At 63.3% G+C, this 16455-nt stretch carries 16 protein-coding genes; 10 read left to right on the forward strand and 6 right to left on the reverse strand.

Features of this window, described 5'->3' with window-relative positions:
* Nucleotides 1–153: 153 nt before the first annotated feature.
* The gene (locus PVW27_RS12515; protein ID WP_274558186.1) at nucleotides 154–339 is read right to left on the reverse strand and encodes a Flp family type IVb pilin; all 186 of its coding nucleotides are present in this window, start codon (nucleotides 337–339) and stop codon (nucleotides 154–156) included.
* 444 nt (nucleotides 340–783) lie between these two features.
* Here PVW27_RS12515 and PVW27_RS12520 point away from each other — a divergent pair, with 444 nt between their 5' ends.
* The gene (locus PVW27_RS12520; RefSeq protein WP_274558188.1) at nucleotides 784–1590 is read left to right on the forward strand and encodes a lytic transglycosylase domain-containing protein; all 807 of its coding nucleotides are present in this window, start codon (nucleotides 784–786) and stop codon (nucleotides 1588–1590) included.
* Between the two features lie 116 nt (nucleotides 1591–1706).
* Here the strand turns inward: PVW27_RS12520 and PVW27_RS12525 are convergent, their stop codons facing one another.
* From PVW27_RS12525 to tldD, 5 genes are all read right to left on the reverse strand, one after another.
* Nucleotides 1707–2336, reverse strand: coding sequence for a 3-oxoacid CoA-transferase subunit B (locus tag PVW27_RS12525; protein ID WP_274558189.1), 630 nt, complete (start codon nucleotides 2334–2336; stop codon nucleotides 1707–1709).
* A complete protein-coding gene (locus PVW27_RS12530; protein WP_274558191.1) occupies nucleotides 2336–3040 on the reverse strand; it encodes a CoA transferase subunit A in 705 nt (234 codons plus the stop codon). The genes PVW27_RS12525 and PVW27_RS12530 overlap by 1 nt, the downstream gene beginning before the upstream one ends.
* Before the next feature lie 99 nt (nucleotides 3041–3139).
* On the reverse strand, nucleotides 3140–5752 hold the full coding sequence (topA, locus tag PVW27_RS12535) for a type I DNA topoisomerase (RefSeq protein WP_274558193.1): 2613 nt from the start codon (nucleotides 5750–5752) through the stop codon (nucleotides 3140–3142).
* Nucleotides 5753–5993: 241 nt separating this feature from the next.
* On the reverse strand, nucleotides 5994–7151 hold the full coding sequence (dprA, locus tag PVW27_RS12540) for a DNA-processing protein DprA (protein WP_274558195.1): 1158 nt from the start codon (nucleotides 7149–7151) through the stop codon (nucleotides 5994–5996).
* A gap of 133 nt (nucleotides 7152–7284) precedes the next feature.
* The gene (gene tldD, locus PVW27_RS12545) at nucleotides 7285–8706 is read right to left on the reverse strand and encodes a metalloprotease TldD (protein WP_274558198.1); all 1422 of its coding nucleotides are present in this window, start codon (nucleotides 8704–8706) and stop codon (nucleotides 7285–7287) included.
* A 192-nt stretch (nucleotides 8707–8898) separates the two neighbouring features.
* Here tldD and coxB point away from each other — a divergent pair, with 192 nt between their 5' ends.
* From coxB to PVW27_RS12590, 9 genes are all read left to right on the forward strand, one after another.
* Nucleotides 8899–9747, forward strand: a complete 849-nt coding sequence (coxB, locus tag PVW27_RS12550; RefSeq protein ID WP_274558200.1) for a cytochrome c oxidase subunit II — start codon at nucleotides 8899–8901, stop codon at nucleotides 9745–9747.
* 91 nt (nucleotides 9748–9838) lie between these two features.
* Nucleotides 9839–10780 carry a heme o synthase gene (gene cyoE, locus PVW27_RS12555; RefSeq protein WP_274558202.1) on the forward strand — a complete coding sequence of 314 codons (942 nt, stop codon included), beginning with the start codon at nucleotides 9839–9841 and terminating at the stop codon, nucleotides 10778–10780.
* Complete coding sequence (locus tag PVW27_RS12560) at nucleotides 10777–10977, forward strand: hypothetical protein (protein ID WP_274558204.1); 201 nt, start codon at nucleotides 10777–10779, stop codon at nucleotides 10975–10977. Before cyoE ends, PVW27_RS12560 begins: the two co-directional genes overlap by 4 nt.
* A gap of 1 nt (nucleotide 10978) precedes the next feature.
* The gene (locus PVW27_RS12565) at nucleotides 10979–11563 is read left to right on the forward strand and encodes a cytochrome c oxidase assembly protein (RefSeq protein ID WP_274558206.1); all 585 of its coding nucleotides are present in this window, start codon (nucleotides 10979–10981) and stop codon (nucleotides 11561–11563) included.
* A gap of 25 nt (nucleotides 11564–11588) precedes the next feature.
* On the forward strand, nucleotides 11589–12389 hold the full coding sequence (locus tag PVW27_RS12570; protein ID WP_274558209.1) for a cytochrome c oxidase subunit 3: 801 nt from the start codon (nucleotides 11589–11591) through the stop codon (nucleotides 12387–12389).
* A 116-nt stretch (nucleotides 12390–12505) separates the two neighbouring features.
* Nucleotides 12506–13177 (forward strand): SURF1 family protein, encoded by a 672-nt coding sequence (locus PVW27_RS12575; protein WP_274558211.1) that lies wholly within the window; start codon nucleotides 12506–12508, stop codon nucleotides 13175–13177.
* A gap of 4 nt (nucleotides 13178–13181) precedes the next feature.
* Nucleotides 13182–14570: a threonine synthase gene (thrC, locus tag PVW27_RS12580; protein ID WP_274558213.1), complete on the forward strand. Its 1389-nt coding sequence runs from the start codon at nucleotides 13182–13184 to the stop codon at nucleotides 14568–14570.
* Complete coding sequence (locus PVW27_RS12585; RefSeq protein WP_274558215.1) at nucleotides 14567–15829, forward strand: M16 family metallopeptidase; 1263 nt, start codon at nucleotides 14567–14569, stop codon at nucleotides 15827–15829. Before thrC ends, PVW27_RS12585 begins: the two co-directional genes overlap by 4 nt.
* Complete coding sequence (locus PVW27_RS12590) at nucleotides 15829–16413, forward strand: GNAT family N-acetyltransferase (RefSeq protein WP_274558216.1); 585 nt, start codon at nucleotides 15829–15831, stop codon at nucleotides 16411–16413. Before PVW27_RS12585 ends, PVW27_RS12590 begins: the two co-directional genes overlap by 1 nt.
* Nucleotides 16414–16455: the final 42 nt, after the last annotated feature.

Consider the following 16455-nt stretch of genomic DNA (forward strand, 5'->3'; position numbering starts at 1 on the left):
CCAGGCGCGGAGTGTCGAAACTATCATTTTCTCGTCTCCCTCCGGCAAGTGAAACAACAGGAAGACCGTGCCGGAGCGGGTCCATAAATATCGTGAAACAAAAGGCCGCACCCGGCATGGCGGGGGCGGCCAATGACGCGAGTCGAATTGTAATTACATGTTGCCCGGTGCCTGAGTGCCCATAAAATCGTTGGTACGTGAGGTCAGATCACTCGCCCCCGACTCGATCGAGGAGTAGGCCGCGATGGCCAGGCCTACGACGGCTGCGGTCAGCACAACCCAGTCAACGGTCACGGCACCGGATTCGTCTTTGCTGAAGTTCTTGAAGAATTTAACCATTTTGTGTCCCTCCAAAGGATCAGTTGCTCAGTTGCACAACCGCGCCGGTGACTGTCTGGGCTGTCTCTCTCTTGGCCCGTCTCCGTTTCGGTATGAGCAGATATAGCCAGCGGATTGGGGCAACAGTTTGGCCAGATTCGTGCGTTTTATCTTTTTCTGCCTTGACCTCCTAAAATTGGATTAAGTGCCTGTTATTGTTATGTAAAAAACTATCTTTTGATATGATTTCAGGGATCTTGCCAGGCTCGATTGCGGCGGCCTCGCCTCATGCGTGTGCGCGATTCGCACGAGAGGCTGGTCTTGAATCGGTTTTTCTGCGATGCTTCTTGGTAACAATCGAGCGTGATCACCACGATACAGGCAGGCATATCGGCAATGAAGCGGTCCCAGAGAACGGATCGATCGGCGATTCGACGCCGAAACGCCCTTGGGCGGGCCTTCGGCATGGGGGTGATTCTTCTCTCCGGCCTGTTCTGGGGGCCGCAACTGGCGGCGCAGGAGCGGCCCGGCTTCTCGGATTTCACGTTCAAGCGCGTCAAGCCGCCTGCTCCGGGCAGCACAGCACCGCGCATCACCGTTCAGATCGAGCCGCAGCCAGTGGCCGTGGTGCGCCCTGCCACCCCCGATGCCCCTGTGCCCGATGCAGGAGAGGCCATCGGCCGCTATAACTGGTTCTGGGAGACGATCTCGCCCTTGCTGGAGGACAGTGGACCGGGTCGGTTGGAGCCTGCGCTGATCCACATCGCGAATGCGGGCGCAGGACAGCAGATCGCGGCACCGCGCCTGTCAGACCTGTTGGGGATCGCGCGGACGCATCGGGCCGAATTGTTGCTGAACACCGTCGGCACGCGGGTGTCGCCCGCGCTGGTGCTGGCGGTGATCGCGGTGGAATCCAGCGGGAGGGTGGATGCGGTCAGTTCGGCCGGGGCCGTCGGGCTGATGCAGCTGATTCCGGCCACGGCGGATCGGTTCGGTGTGGCGGACAGCCTGAATGCCGGACAGAACATCAAGGGCGGGGTGGCCTATCTGGATTGGCTGCTGGCCGAGTTCGGAGGCGACCCGATCCTTGCGCTGGCCGGGTATAATGCGGGCGAGAATGCCGTGAAGCGGCATGGCGGCGTGCCGCCCTATGCCGAAACGCGCGATTATGTCCCCAAGGTATTGGCCGCATTCGCCGTGGCGCGCAATCTTTGCAAGACGCCACCCATGTTGATCTCGGATGGCTGCGTGTTCAATCTGGGCGAGGGATGACATCTGCCCGCCTTGCGCCTGACGCATCCGTGGCGATTGGATATTTGCAGCAAGAAGAAACGCAAAAGGCCCGCAGCCATGGGGCGGGCCTTTTATGGTCTTGATGTGGCGCGGATTCAGTTGACGATTTTGGCCAAGGTTGCCGCGCGCAGTTCGGCCTCAGACACGCCATCGGCGGTCTCGACGATTTTCAGGCCACCGTCCACCACGTCCAGAACACCCAGATTCGTGATGATGCGGTTGACTACGGCCTTGCCGGTCAGCGGCAAGGTGCATTCCGGCAGCACCTTGCTTTCGCCTGCCTTGTTGGTGTGATCCATCACGACGACCACGCGCTTGACACCCGCGACCAGATCCATCGCGCCGCCCATGCCCTTGACCAGCTTGCCGGGGATCATCCAGTTCGCCAGATCGCCGGTTTCCGACACTTCCATCGCGCCCAGGATCGCCATGGCGATCTTGCCGCCGCGGATCATGCCAAAGGACATGGCGCTGTCGAAGAAGGCCGTCTGCGGCAGTTCGGTGATGGTCTGCTTGCCCGCGTTGATCAGGTCCGCATCCTCTTCGCCCTCAAAGGGGAAGGGACCCATGCCCAGCATGCCGTTTTCTGATTGCAGGGTCACTTCGACGCCTTCGGGAATGTAGTTGCTGACCAGCGTCGGAATCCCGATGCCAAGGTTCACATACCAGCCGTCCTGCAGTTCCTGTGCCGCGCGCGCGGCCATCTGGTTGCGGTCCCAAGGCATTATGCGGTCTCCCTTTTGCGAACCGTGCGCTGTTCGATGCGTTTCTCGTGCTGCCCCTGAATGATGCGATGCACATAGATGCCGGGCAGGTGGATGTGATCCGGGTCGATGCTGCCGGTGGGCACGATCTCTTCGACCTCGACCACGCAGACCTTGCCGCACATGGCGGCGGGCGGGTTGAAGTTGCGCGCGGTCTTGCGGAACACCAGATTGCCGGTCGCATCGGCCTTCCACGCCTTGACGATGGCCAGATCGGCGAAGATTCCGCGTTCCAGCACATAGGTCTCGCCGTCGAAATCCTTCAGTTCCTTGCCCTCGGCAATCACGGTGCCCACGCCGGTCTTGGTGTAGAAACCGGGAATACCCGCACCACCGGCGCGCATACGCTCGGCCAGAGTGCCCTGCGGGTTGAACTCCAGCTCCAGCTCGCCCGACAGATACTGGCGCATGAATTCCGCGTTCTCGCCCACATAGGAGGACAGCATCTTCTTGATCTGGCGGCTTTCCAGCAGCAGACCCAGACCGAACCCATCCACGCCCGCATTGTTCGAGGCCACGGTCAGGTTCTTGACGCCATTGTCGCGGATCGCAGCGATCAGCAGTTCGGGGATGCCGCACAGGCCAAAGCCGCCCGCCGCGATGAACATGCCGTCGAACAGCAGCCCATCCAGCGCCTCGGCAGCCGAGTTGTAGACTTTCTTCATGGATCTCTCCTCGCGTCCTCGTTGCGGCCTTGTTTGCCGCTGGTGATGGCAAGAGTCAATCAATTGCCGCGCCGCAGAGGGCCCCGGACCGGCGCCGGATCAGGTGCCTGTTTTCTTGGCGGGGGCCTTCTTCGCTGCTGTCTTGGCAGGCGCTTTCTTGGTGGCCGGTTTCTTCGCAGCGGCAGATTTCGCCGCAGGTTTAGCCTTGGCCGCCGGCTTTTTGGCAGCAGCCTTCTTGCCGCCGGATTTCGCGGCTTTCTCCGCGATGATCGCCACGGCCTCATCCATGGTCAGCGCAGCGGGATCCGTGTCCTTGGGCAGGGTCGCGTTGATCTTGGCCCATTTGATATAGGGGCCATAACGACCGTCCAGAACCTGCACCGGACCGCCCTCGGTCGGGTGCTCACCCAGTTCGGCCAGCGGTTTGGCGGCGGTGCGGCCGGCCCCCGGCGTGCGTGATGCCTTGGCGGCCAGTTCCTCGACCGCGCGGTTCATGCCGATGGTGAAGACGTCATCCACCTCCTTGATATTGGCATAGACCGCGCCGTGCTTGATATAGGGTCCGTAGCGGCCAATCCCGGCCTCGACCATCACGCCGTCTTCGGGATGCGGCCCGATCTCGCGCGGCAGGTTCAGCAGCATCAATGCCTTGTCGAGGTCCATGTCATCCGGAGACCAGCCCTTGGGCAGGCTGGCGCGGGGCGGTTTCTTGTTTTCGGGCGTGGCCTCGCCGCGCTGGACGTATGGGCCGAAGCGACCCGAGCGCAGGCTGATCTCGTCGCCCTGATCCACGCCCAGAATACGGTCGCCCTGCGCCTCGGCATCGCCGTTCAAGGGGCGTGTATAGCGGCATTCGGGATAGTTGCCGCAGCCGACAAACCCCCCGGTCTTGGAGGTTTTCAGATGCAGTTGCCCCGTCCCGCAGAGCGGGCAGCTGCGCGGGTCCGAGCCATCGGCGCGCGGCGGATAAAGCTGCGGTGCCAGTGCCTCGTCCAGCACATCCAGCACTTCGGTGATGCGCAACTCGGATGTCTCGGCAATGGCGGCTGAAAAATCGCGCCAGAACCGGGCCAGCACATCCTTGTAGTCCATGTCGCCGGCGCTGACTTCGTCAAGCTGGTTTTCCAGATCGGCAGTAAAGTCGTATTCCACATATTTGCGGAAGAAGTTCATCAGGAAGACGGTGACGATCCGCCCCTTATCCTCGGGGAACAGGCGGTTCTTGTCCTTGCGCACATAGTCGCGGTCCTGAATCGTGGTGATCACGCTGGCATAGGTCGAGGGGCGGCCGATGCCCAGTTCTTCCATCCGCTTGACCAGAGTCGCCTCGGTATAGCGCGGCGGGGGTTGCGTGAAATGCTGCTCGGGCGTGATCTCGCGCTTGTCGACCTTTTCGCCCTGCATGATCTGGGGAAGGCGGCGCTCGTCCTCATCGGCGACATCGTCGCGGCCTTCCTCATAAACCTTCAGAAATCCGTCAAACAGCACCACCTGACCCGTGGCGCGCAGTTCCACCTGACCATCGCGGCTGCCGATATCGACCGTCGTGCGCTCGAACCGGGCGGCCTCCATCTGGCAGGCGATCGTGCGCTTCCAGATCAGATCGTAAAGCTTGCGCTGATCGGCATCCGAGATCCGCAGGCTTTCGGCATCGCGCGACATCTCGGTCGGGCGGATGCATTCATGCGCCTCCTGCGCGTTCTTGGCCTTGTTCTTGTACATGCGCGGGCTGGCCGGGACATATTCGGCACCGTAGCGGTCCTTGATCGCGTCGCGCGCGGCCATGACCGCTTCGGGCGCCATGTCGATCCCGTCGGTCCGCATATAGGTGATGTGTCCCGCCTCATAGAGACGCTGCGCCGCGTTCATGCATTGCCGCGCGCCCATGCCGTATTTTCGGCTGGCCTCCTGTTGCAGGGTCGAGGTCATGAACGGGGCCGCAGGATTCCGGCTGGCCGGTTTCGCCTCGACGGATATGACGGTCAGATCGCGCGAGGTGACGGCCTGCACGGCCATTTCGGCCTGCGTCGCGTTCTCAAGATCGTAGCGGTCCAGCTTCTTGCCCGCCAGTTGCGTCAGACGTGCCTCGAACTCCTGACCGCGCGGGGTGACGAGACGGGCCGTAACCGACCAGTATTCGCGGGCGCGGAACGCCTCGATCTCCATCTCACGCTCGACGATCAGCCGCAGGCAGACCGATTGCACGCGGCCCGCGCTGCGCGATCCGGGCAGCTTGCGCCACAGTACGGGCGACAGGTTGAATCCCACCAGATAGTCCAGCGCGCGGCGGGCCAGATAAGCCTCGACCAGCGGGGCATCGACTTGCCGGGGGTGTTTCATCGCTTCGGTCACGGCGGCTTTGGTGATGGCGTTGAAGACCACGCGGCTGACCGGCGTGTCCTTCTTGATGGCCTTGCGCTGGCGCAGGGTCTCCTCAAGATGCCAGCTGATCGCCTCACCCTCGCGGTCGGGGTCGGTCGCAAGGATCAAGGCGTTGTCCTTGGCCAGCGCGTCGGCGATGGCTTTCACATGCTTGCGGCTGTCGACGCCGACCTCCCATGTCATGTCAAAGCCGTTGTCGGTATCGACGGACCCATCCTTGGCGGGCAGATCGCGCACATGTCCATAAGAGGCCAGAACCGTGTAATCGGAGCCCAGATACTTGTTGATTGTCTTGGCCTTGGCCGGGGATTCCACAACAACAACGGGCATCAGACTTCCTTTCGACTCGCTCACGGGCCGCGTCCGGACGGATGCCGGGTGACCATGGCGGCGGACCATGTGGGGTGAAAGGGGGCTTTGTCAATGCGGCGGCGCGGGCAGGGCCCACGGTCTGCGGGTCAAGCAGGCCAGTTCCGGCAGCAGGTTTGCACGCAAGGCTCAGGGTGGTGTGCCGGGGCTTCGGCGATGCGGCACCGTGACGCCAAGGGGCAGGTTTGGCCGAGCTTTGCCGCTATTGGACGCGCGACAGTAGCCCGCCGGGCTGGCGCTGGATGCGCCCTTCCAGTTCCAGCGTGACAAGCGCCGGGGCGACCTGATGGGCGGGACTTTCCAGATCGCGGATCAGCTGATCCTCTGCCAGTGGCGAGGAGCCAAGACGGTCAAGGATCAGGCCATGCAGGGCCGATGTTTCGCGCAGCGAACGGCTGTCGGTCGGCTTTGCCGAGGGCAGGCTGTCCGCAGGGGCCACGGTGTCGCGGGCGATGCGGACAGGGGCGGGCGGTGTCAGCCCTTCGATCACGTCAGCGGCTTGGCGCACCAGCCGGGCCCCGTCGCGGATCAGCATGTTGCAGCCCGACGAGCGCGCATCAAAGGGATGCCCCGGCACCGCCATCACGTCGCGCCCCTGATCCAGCGCGCAGCGAGCGGTGATCAGGCTGCCTGATTTTGTCGCCGCCTCGATCACCAGCACGGCCTGTGCCAGCCCCGAGATGATCCGGTTGCGACGCGGGAAATGGCGGGCCTGCGGGACAAGGCCCATTGGTTGTTCTGATATCCGCAGGCCGCGCTCTGCGATGTCATGGGCCAGGGCCGCGTTTTCCGCCGGGTAGAGCACATCGACGCCCCCTGCCAGCACGGCCAGCGTGCCGGTATCCAGCGTGGCGGCATGGGCAGCCGTGTCGATCCCGCGGGCCAGTCCCGACACGATGACGAACCCTGCCTCGCCCAGATCGCGCGCCAGCGCGCGCGCCATGCGTGTGCCCAGCGACGAGGCATTGCGTGCACCGACCAGCGCCACCATCGGCCGCGAGAGGATGGTGGGATCGCCGATGACCCACAGGATCGGTGGCGCATCCGCGATGTCCTGCAAGGGCAAAGGATAGTCCGCCTCGCCCACGCAGATCATCCTTGCCCCGGCAGCCTGCGCGGCCCTCAGTTCGGCCAGTGCGACTCCGGCGGAGCAGGGGGAATAGTCTTCGACACCTGCGGCACGGGCCACATCGGGCAAAGCCTCCAGCGCGGCGGCGGCATTGCCGTGTTCAGCCATCAGCCGATGGAACGTAGCCGGCCCGACACGCGACGAGCGCAAGAGACGAAGCCATGACACCCGGTCCTCTTCCGTGGTGGGTGGGAGTGGGGGGTGAGTGGAAGAATGGGGTTCCCAGGTCATCACAACTCCGTCTGCTTGCAGAATCAGGTGTAGCCCATGGGTGGTTAACTCCCGGTAAACCGCAAAAAGGAAACGGCCCACCCTTGGGCAGGCCGTGCTGGATGCGTATTCGGGGAAAGAGGAAAAAGCAGGGTCAGGTGGCCGAACCGCCCACGGTCAGCCCGCCGATCATCAGCGTCGGCTGGCCCACGCCGACGGGCACCCATTGGCCCGCCTTGCCGCAATTTCCCATGCCGGGATCAAGCCGCATATCGTTGCCGATGGCGCGGATCTTCTGCAGCGCAGTCGCCCCGTCTCCGATCAGCGTGGCACCCTTGACCGGTGCGCCGATCTTGCCGTTCTGCACGCGATAGGCCTCGGTGCAGCTGAAGACGAACTTGCCGTTGGTGATATCGACCTGCCCGCCACCGAATCCCACCGCATAGATCCCGTCCTTGAGATCCGCGACGATATCGGCGGGATCGCTGTCGCCACCCAGCATATAGGTGTTGGTCATGCGCGGCATCGGTGCATGGGCATAGCTTTCACGCCGCCCGTTGCCCGTGGGCGCCACCCCCATCAGCCGCGCGTTCTGGCGGTCCTGCATGTAGCCGACCAGAATACCGTCCTCGATCAGCACGTTCTTGCCCGAAGGCGTGCCCTCGTCATCAATGCTGATCGACCCGCGCCGGTCCGGGATGGTGCCGTCATCCAGCACGGTCACACCTGCCGCGGCGATGCGCTGGCCCATGAGGCCGGCAAAGGCGGACGTTCCCTTGCGGTTGAAGTCGCCCTCAAGCCCGTGCCCGATCGCCTCGTGCAGCAGGATACCGGGCCAGCCGGGGCCAAGCACCACGTCCATGACGCCTGCAGGCGCCGGCACGGCGTCCAGGTTCACGGTGGCGATCCGCAGCGCCTCACGCGTTTTGGCCTGCCAGTCGGCAGGGTCCAGCAAACCGTCCAGTCCCACGCGCCCGCCGCCACCCGCCGTGCCGCTTTCGCGGCGGCCATCCTGATCCACGATGACGCTCACGTTGACCCGCGTCATGGGGCGGATGTCGCGCAGATGCACCCCATCCGGGCGCAGGATCTCGACCTCCTGGATCGAGGCGGCGATGGTCGCGCTGACCTGCACCACGCGGGGATCAAGGCTGCGGGCGAAGGCGTCGATCTCGCGCAGAGTCTCAAGCTTCACCGGAAAGCTGATACCTGCAATGGGATCCGCGTCCGTATAAAGACGGCGATTGGTGGCGCGCGGGGCCTCGGCCCATGTGCCGCCACCATCGCCCACGGCCAGACGTGCCGTTCCCATCGCACGGCGCAACGCCGCTTCGGAAATTTCCGAGGAATGGGCGTATCCCGTCACCTCGCCGCGCACGGCGCGCAGACCGAATCCCTCCGAGGCGTCATAGCTGGCGGTCTTGATGCGCCCATCATCGAATACAAGCGATTCCGAGCGGCGCCGCTCAAAGAAAAGCTCGCCGTCATCGGCACCCGCTGTCGCTTCGCGCAGCAGGGCAAGGGCGGTGTCGAGGGACATAAGGTCTTCAAGAGGGCGGAAATCACGATCTGACATTGGGGGCTTTCTGGTCTTTCGCAGCGCGCGCGGTTGATCTAAATCAAATTCGCGTCTGTTTGCCGCAAGGGTCATTATTGTTTTGTCTGTCAGAATATGGTTTCACGCGACGACAAAACAACGGGATTCTATGGCATACACCGCAGAAGACCGATGACGACCCAGAAATACCGCAACCGATCAGGGTGACCCATGCGACAACTTACAAGCCTGCTGGCGCTTTTCCCCGCCTTTCTTGCCGTTCCCGCCAGCGCGCAGGAGGCCTTGCAGATCATCGGCGCGCCGAAACCGGGTGGCATCGGCTTCCAGCCGGCAGCAACCGAACTGGCCCGCGACCTGCAATGGCTGGACGGCATGGTGCTGGTGATCATCACCGCGATCACGCTCTTTGTCTGCGCCCTGCTGGCCATCGTGATCATGCGCTACAACCGCAAGGCCAACCCGGTGCCCGGCACCTTCACCCATAACTCGCCCATCGAGGTTGCCTGGACCGTGGTGCCGATCGTGATTCTGATCTTCATCGGTGCCTTCTCGCTGCCGATCCTGTTCAAGCAGCAGGAGATCCCTGTCGGCGACATCAATATCAAGGTGACCGGCTATCAGTGGTACTGGGGCTATGAATACACCGACCACGAGTTCGGCTTTGAAAGCTTCATGCTGAGCCGCGACCAGCTTGAAGAATATGGCTACAGCCAGGATGAATACCTGCTGGCCACCGATACCGCCGTCGTCGTGCCCGTGGGCAAGACCGTGGTGATGCAGGTGACGGCCGCTGACGTGATCCACAGCTGGACGATCCCCGCCTTCGGCGTGAAGCAGGACGGCATCCCTGGTCGTCTGGCACAGCTCTGGTTCTCGGCCGAGAAGGAAGGCGTCTATTTCGGGCAGTGTTCGGAACTGTGCGGCAAGGACCATGCCTATATGCCGATCACCGTGAAAGTGGTCAGCGAAGAGGCTTATGAGGCCTGGCTTGACGGCGCGATCGAGGAATATGGCGGCACCCCGCGCGAGGTTCAGGTTTCGCAACTGGCGGCCGAGTGACGCAGACCCGAAGGGCGGGATATTCCCGCCCTCAGGACCGCAAGGGGCCATATGGCTCCTTTGCCAGAGTTGACCCGAAACGGGAAAAGACATGACCGACGCAAGCATCAACACCCACACTCTCGAGACTGAGGCCAGCTTCGGCGACTATGTCGCGCTGCTGAAGCCGCGGGTGATGTCGCTTGTCGTGTTCACCGCACTCGTTGGCCTGTTGGCCGCTCCGGTCGGTGTGCATCCAATGATCGGTTTTGCCTCGATCCTGTTCATCGCGGTGGGGGCAGGGGCCTCGGGCGCGTTGAACATGTGGTGGGATGCCGATATCGACGCGGTGATGAAGCGCACCGCCAAGCGGCCCGTGCCTGCGGGCAAGGTCGCCCCCGGTGAGGCGCTGGCCGTCGGCGTGGCCCTGTCCGGCTTTGCCGTGGTGATGCTGGCGCTGGCCTCCAACCTGGTGGCCGCCGGCTTGCTGGCCTTCACGATCCTCTTCTATGCCGTCGTCTACACGATGTGGCTGAAGCGCTGGACCCCGCAGAACATCGTCATCGGCGGTGCGGCGGGGGCTTTCCCCCCGATGATCGGCTGGGCGGTGGCGACCGGCGGGATCGGCCTTGAATCCGTGCTGATGTTCCTCTTGATCTTCATGTGGACCCCGCCGCATTTCTGGGCGCTGGCGCTTTTCATGAACGCGGATTACGAAAAGGCGGGCGTGCCGATGCTGACGGTCACCCATGGCCGCCGCGTGACCCGCAACCATATCCTCGCCTATACTGTCCTGCTGGCGCCGCTTGCCGTGGGCACGGCGTTCACCTCCATCGGTGGCCCGGTCTATCTGGCGGTGTCGCTGGTGCTGAACGGACTGTTCCTGCTGGGCGCATGGCGCATCTGGCGGCGTGACGAGGACGTGTCGCAGGCCGACAAGTACAAGGTCGAGAAGTCTTTCTTCGGTCTGTCGCTGCTGTATCTCTTCCTGCATTTCGGCGCGATCCTGCTGGAAGCCGCGCTGCGTCCCTATGGCCTGGGAGGCTGGGGATGAGCTTTCGCGCCACCCATGAGTTGCATCGCCGCCGCGCCGGACGAAACATCGGTCTGGCACTGGTTCTGCTGGCCTTCATTGCCATCGTTTTCGGCCTGACCGTGGTCAAGGTGACCAGCGGCGATCCGATGCAGGCCTTTGATCATGTGTCACGCCCGGAAATGGCGACCGGCGGCACTGCGGTTCAAGGAGACTGACATGGCACTGTCCCCCAAATCCAAAACTGTGGCCCAGACGCTTGGCCTTGTGGTCGTGATGGGCAGCCTCGCATGGGCTTCGGTGCCCTTCTATGACTGGTTTTGCCGCGTCACTGGCTTTGGCGGCACCACCAGCGTGTCCGAGGTCGCGCCGCAAGACGTGCTGGAGCAGACCATCATCGTGCGCTTCGACGCTTCGAAGGACCGCGACATGCAGTGGGAATTCAAGCCGGTCGAACGCCAGATGGAGATACGCATCGGCGAAACGGGTCTGGCCTTCTATGAGGCTTATAACCCCACTGACCGTGTCATCGCGGGCACCGCGACCTACAATGTCACCCCCTATGAAGCGGGCGGCTTTTTCAGCAAGATCCAGTGTTTCTGCTTTGAACAGCAGGTGCTGCAACCCGGCGAGCGGGTCATGATGCCGGTGACCTTCTACGTCGATCCCGAGATCGTGACGGATCGGGACGGGCAGCACGTCAAACAGATCACACTGTCCTACACTTTCTACGAAACCGAATTGCCCGAGGAGCAGGCAGCGCTTGACGCCGCCGCCACGGACGCGGATACCACCCTGAACTAAGAAGCCTTCCAACGAGGGAAACAAGATGGCGCACGAGAAAAATCACGATTACCACATTCTGGCCCCGTCACTTTGGCCCTTCATGGGTGCAGTTGCGGCCTTTGTCATGCTCTACGGGGCGGTGCTGTGGATGTCCCAGGGGATGCCCTGGATGTTCCTTGCCGGTCTTGTCGGCGTTCTCTACGTCATGTTCGGCTGGTGGGCCGATGTCGTAGCGGAAAGCCAGGTAGGCGATCACACCCCCGTGGTGCGGATCGGCCTGCGCTATGGCTTCATCCTGTTCATCATGTCCGAAGTGATGTTCTTCGCGGCCTGGTTCTGGAGCTTCTTCAAGCATGCCATGTATCCGATGGGCCCGCTCAGCCCCGCCGTGGATGGCGTCTGGCCGCCCGCCGGGATCGAGACCTTCGACCCTTGGCATCTGCCGCTGATCAACACGCTGATCCTGCTGTGCTCGGGTGCCGCCGCCACATGGGCGCACCATGCGCTGGTGCATGAGAACAACCGCGAGGACATGAAATGGGGCCTGATCATCGCGATCGCCCTGGGCGTGATCTTCACCGGCTTCCAGGCCTATGAATACAGCCACGCGGCCTTTGGCTTTGCCGGCAACATCTATGGCGCGAACTTCTTCATGGCGACGGGCTTCCACGGCTTTCATGTGATCATCGGCACGATCTTCCTGTTCGTCTGCCTGATCCGCCTGCAGCGCGGCCATTTCAGTCAGGAAAAACACGTCGGCTTCGAGGCAGCAGCCTGGTACTGGCACTTCGTGGATGTGGTCTGGCTGTTCCTGTTCGCGGCCGTCTATGTCTGGGGCGGCTGATCCCGCTGGCCGGTGGCCCGCTGCGCTTTAGCGGTTGAAATCCGGCTGACAAACCGAAAGAAAGCAAAGCGCGCGGCTCCCGCGCGCTTTCCACGTTCAAAGGGCTTGCCCATACGATGCGTCTTCTTCTTCCCCTGATCTTCGGACTGCTCGGCACTGTCGTGCTGGTGGGCCTTGGCATCTGGCAGATTCACCGCCTTGAGTGGAAAGAGGCGATCCTTGCCGATATCGACGCGCGCATCACCGCCGCCCCCGTGGCCTTGCCCGTGCAGCCCGACCCGCAGGCCGACCGCTACCTGCCGGTCTCGGTCACCGGACAGTTGCAGGACCCTGCAATCCGGGTGCTGGTCAGCCAGAAGCAGGTTGGCGCGGGCTATCGCATCATCCGCCCGATGGACGTCGAGGGGCGTCGCATCATGGTCGATCTGGGCTTCCTGCCGATCCAGTCTCCCACCCCTGCCAATACGGCAGACCCGGTCACCGTGCAGGGCAATCTGCACTGGCCGGATGAGGTGGACAGCTACACCCCCGCACCCGATCTGGGGGCCGATATCTGGTTCGCCCGTGATCTGCCGCGCATGGCGGACCATCTGGGCACCGAACCCGTTTTGGTCGTTGCCCGCGCCACGTCGCTGCCGGACAGCGCCCTGTCGCCCCTGCCGGTGGACACGTCGGGCATCCCGAACGATCATCTGGGCTATGCCGTCACGTGGTTCGGTCTGGCCATCGTCTGGGTGGTGATGACCGGCTTCTTCCTGTGGCGCATCCGCAAACCCGCGAAAGGCTGAAACAGTGCAGTATATCTCGACCCGTGGCACCGCGCCCGTTCTGACCTTCGAGCAGGCGATGCTGACCGGCCTTGCCCGCGATGGGGGGCTTTACCTCCCGCAATCCATTCCGGTCATGAGCACGGCCGATATCCGCGCGCTGGCTGGCCTGTCCTATGAGGACGCCGCCTTCCGCATCATGCGCCCCTATATCGGCGACACTTTCACCGATACCGAATTCGAAGGCATCATCGCCCGCGCCTATGCAGGCTTCGGCCACGCCGCCCGCGCGCCCTTGGTGCAACTGGATAGCAACCATCATTTGCTCGAACTGTTCCACGGCCCCACGCTGGCCTTCAAGGATTTCGCCATGCAGCTGATCGGTCAGCTGTTTCAGGCGGCCTTGGGTCGCTCTGGCGACCGCGTGACCATCGTTGGGGCCACCAGTGGCGATACCGGCTCGGCGGCGATCGAGGCGTTCCGGGGGCTGGACGCCGTGGATGTGTTCATCCTCTACCCCCACGGACGCGTCTCCGAAGTGCAGCGCCGCCAGATGACCACGCCGGTTGAGGCGAATGTCCATGCCCTCGCCATCGACGGCCATTTTGACGATGCGCAGGCGCGTGTGAAGGATATGTTCAACGATTTCGCCTTCCGCGACGGGGTGCGCCTTGCCGGCGTCAACTCGATCAACTGGGCGCGTGTGCTGGCGCAGGTGGTCTATTACTTCACCTCCGCCGTCAGCCTTGGCGCGCCTGACCGCAAGGTCAGCTTCACCGTGCCCACGGGAAATTTCGGGGATATCTTCGCGGGCTACATCGCCAAGCGCATGGGCCTGCCCATCGACCGGCTGGTCGTGGCCACCAACCATAACGACATCCTGCACCGCTGCCTGTCGGGGGGCGAATACCGCCCCGACGGGGTGATCCCCTCGATCAGCCCCTCGATGGATATTCAGGTCAGCTCGAATTTCGAACGCGCGCTGTTCTACGCCTATAACCAGGATGGTGCCGCCGTGGCCCAACTGATGGACGAACTGAAGGCAGGTGGCTTCACCGTCTCCCAAGGCGCGATGCAAGCCCTGCGCGAGGCGTTCGACTCGGGGCGCTGTGGCGAGGATGAGACCAGCGCCACAATAGGCCGCACCCTGAAAACTACGGGTGAATTGCTCTGCCCCCACACGGCCGTCGGCGTGCATGTGGCCGAGGCTTTGCGTGATTCTTCTGTGCCCATGATCACGCTGGCCACCGCCCATCCCGCGAAATTCCCCGATGCGGTCGAGGCGGCGACGGCTGTGCGCCCGCCCTTGCCGCCACGCATGGCCGATCTCTACGACCGGCCCGAGCGTGTCACCCGGATTGGCAACGACCTTGCCGCCATCGAATCCCTGATCAGAGAGCGTATCTCCAATTGACCGTCCGTACCCATACTCTTGAAAACGGCCTGCGTATCGTCACAGAACGGATGGACGGGCTGCAATCCGCCGCCATCGGCATCTGGGTGCTGTCCGGCGGGCGGCATGAACGCCCCGAACAGAACGGCATCGCCCATTTTCTGGAACATATGGCCTTCAAGGGCACAAAGCGCCGCTCGGCGCTGGAAATCGCCGAGGTGATCGAGGATGTGGGCGGCTACATCAACGCCTATACCTCGCGCGAGGCGACCGCCTATTACGCCCGCGTGCTTGAGGCCGATGTGCCGCTGGCGCTGGATGTGGTGTCCGATATCGTGTTGAATCCGGTGTTCGACCCCGGCGAGATCGAGGTGGAACGCGGCGTGATCCTGCAGGAAATCGGGCAGGCGCTGGATACGCCCGATGACGTGATCTTCGACTGGCTGCAGGAGAAGTCCTATCCCGATCAACCCCTTGGCCGCACCATCCTTGGTGCGACCGAGCGTATCCGCGCCTTCAACCGCGCCGACCTGCAAGGCTTCGTGGCCGAACATTACAGCCCCGCGAACATGATCCTGTCCGCGGCAGGCGCGGTGGATCACGACAAGATCGTGGCCGAGGCCGAGGCGATCTTTGGCCATCTGCCCAAGGGCAGGCTGCATCACCCGACACCCGCGCATTTCGTGGGTGGCGAACACCGTGTCGAGAAGCAGTTGGAACAGGCGCATTTCGCGCTGGCGTTCGAAAGCCCCGATTACACTGATCCCGCGATTTATACGGCGCAGATCTATGCCTCTGCCCTGGGCGGCGGCATGTCGAGCCGCCTGTTTCAGGAGGTGCGTGAAAAACGTGGCCTGTGCTACACGATCTTCGCGCAGGCGGGGGCGCATGCCGATACGGGCATGATGACGATCTATGCCGGCACTTCGGCCGAGGATCTGGGCGATCTGACCACGATCACGCTGGACGAGATGAAACGCGCCGCTGACGACATGACCGAGGCCGAAGTCGCCCGCGCCCGCGCCCAGATGAAAGCCGGGCTTCTGATGGGGCTGGAAAGCCCGTCGAACCGGGCCGAACGTCTGGCGCGCCAGATGCAGGTCTGGGGCCGCATCCCGCCCCTGTCCGAGGTGGTGGACCATATCGACGCCGTCACGGTCGAGGATGTCCGCGCCATGGCCGCCCATATGATCGCCAATGCCCCCTCTGCGCTGGCGCTCTATGGCCCGATCTCGACCGCCCCCGACTGGCAGACTCTTCAGGACAGGCGCGTGGCCTGATGCTGCTGGGCCGACGGAAAGTCCGTATCGAAACCGAGCGGCTGACCCTGCGCCCGCCCGCTCATGCCGATTTCCGCGATTGGGCCAGCCTGCGCCGCGACAGCGAAGGTTTCCTGACCCGGTGGGAGCCGACATGGGCCCCCGACCATCTGTCGCGCAAGGCCTTTACCAACCGCGTCTACTGGGCGCAGCGCTCGATCAGCAACGGCTCGGCCCTGCCGCTTTTCCTGATCCGGCGCGAGGACAGTTCGCTTCTGGGCGCGATCACGCTGGACAACATCCGCCGCGGCCCCGCACAGGCCGGCACGCTGGGCTACTGGATCGGCGAAAGCCATGCCCGGCAGGGCTATATGCGCGAGGCGATCGAGGCGATGGTGCATCACGCCTTCCACCGCCTTGACCTCAGCCGGATCGAAGCGGCCTGCCTGCCCGAAAACGCCCCCTCGCGCGGCCTGCTGGAAAAATGCGGCTTCAAATACGAGGGCGTGGCGCAAAGCTATCTGCAAATCGGCGGGCGCTGGCGCACCCATGTCCTCTACTCCGCGCTGCGGATGGACCGCCGCGGTCGCACCGACGTGGGCTGACGCTCTGCCCAATCCGGCGGCATCACAAGGGGCGCGGTGTGG

The organism is Seohaeicola sp. 4SK31 (assembly GCF_028802875.1).
Lineage (GTDB): Bacteria > Pseudomonadota > Alphaproteobacteria > Rhodobacterales > Rhodobacteraceae > Seohaeicola.

What these genes read in the sequence shown, in the direction of transcription:
- PVW27_RS12515 (WP_274558186.1), bottom strand. Translation starts at nt 339, where the DNA reads ATGGTTAAATTCTTCAAGAACTTCAGCAAAGACGAATCCGGTGCCGTG.
- PVW27_RS12520 (WP_274558188.1), top strand. Translation starts at nt 784, where the DNA reads ATGGGGGTGATTCTTCTCTCCGGCCTGTTCTGGGGGCCGCAACTGGCG.
- PVW27_RS12525 (WP_274558189.1), bottom strand. Translation starts at nt 2,336, where the DNA reads ATGCCTTGGGACCGCAACCAGATGGCCGCGCGCGCGGCACAGGAACTG.
- PVW27_RS12530 (WP_274558191.1), bottom strand. Translation starts at nt 3,040, where the DNA reads ATGAAGAAAGTCTACAACTCGGCTGCCGAGGCGCTGGATGGGCTGCTG.
- topA (WP_274558193.1), bottom strand. Translation starts at nt 5,752, where the DNA reads ATGCCCGTTGTTGTTGTGGAATCCCCGGCCAAGGCCAAGACAATCAAC.
- dprA (WP_274558195.1), bottom strand. Translation starts at nt 7,151, where the DNA reads ATGACCTGGGAACCCCATTCTTCCACTCACCCCCCACTCCCACCCACC.
- tldD (WP_274558198.1), bottom strand. Translation starts at nt 8,706, where the DNA reads ATGTCAGATCGTGATTTCCGCCCTCTTGAAGACCTTATGTCCCTCGAC.
- coxB (WP_274558200.1), top strand. Translation starts at nt 8,899, where the DNA reads ATGCGACAACTTACAAGCCTGCTGGCGCTTTTCCCCGCCTTTCTTGCC.
- cyoE (WP_274558202.1), top strand. Translation starts at nt 9,839, where the DNA reads ATGACCGACGCAAGCATCAACACCCACACTCTCGAGACTGAGGCCAGC.
- PVW27_RS12560 (WP_274558204.1), top strand. Translation starts at nt 10,777, where the DNA reads ATGAGCTTTCGCGCCACCCATGAGTTGCATCGCCGCCGCGCCGGACGA.
- PVW27_RS12565 (WP_274558206.1), top strand. Translation starts at nt 10,979, where the DNA reads ATGGCACTGTCCCCCAAATCCAAAACTGTGGCCCAGACGCTTGGCCTT.
- PVW27_RS12570 (WP_274558209.1), top strand. Translation starts at nt 11,589, where the DNA reads ATGGCGCACGAGAAAAATCACGATTACCACATTCTGGCCCCGTCACTT.
- PVW27_RS12575 (WP_274558211.1), top strand. Translation starts at nt 12,506, where the DNA reads ATGCGTCTTCTTCTTCCCCTGATCTTCGGACTGCTCGGCACTGTCGTG.
- PVW27_RS12590 (WP_274558216.1), top strand. Translation starts at nt 15,829, where the DNA reads ATGCTGCTGGGCCGACGGAAAGTCCGTATCGAAACCGAGCGGCTGACC.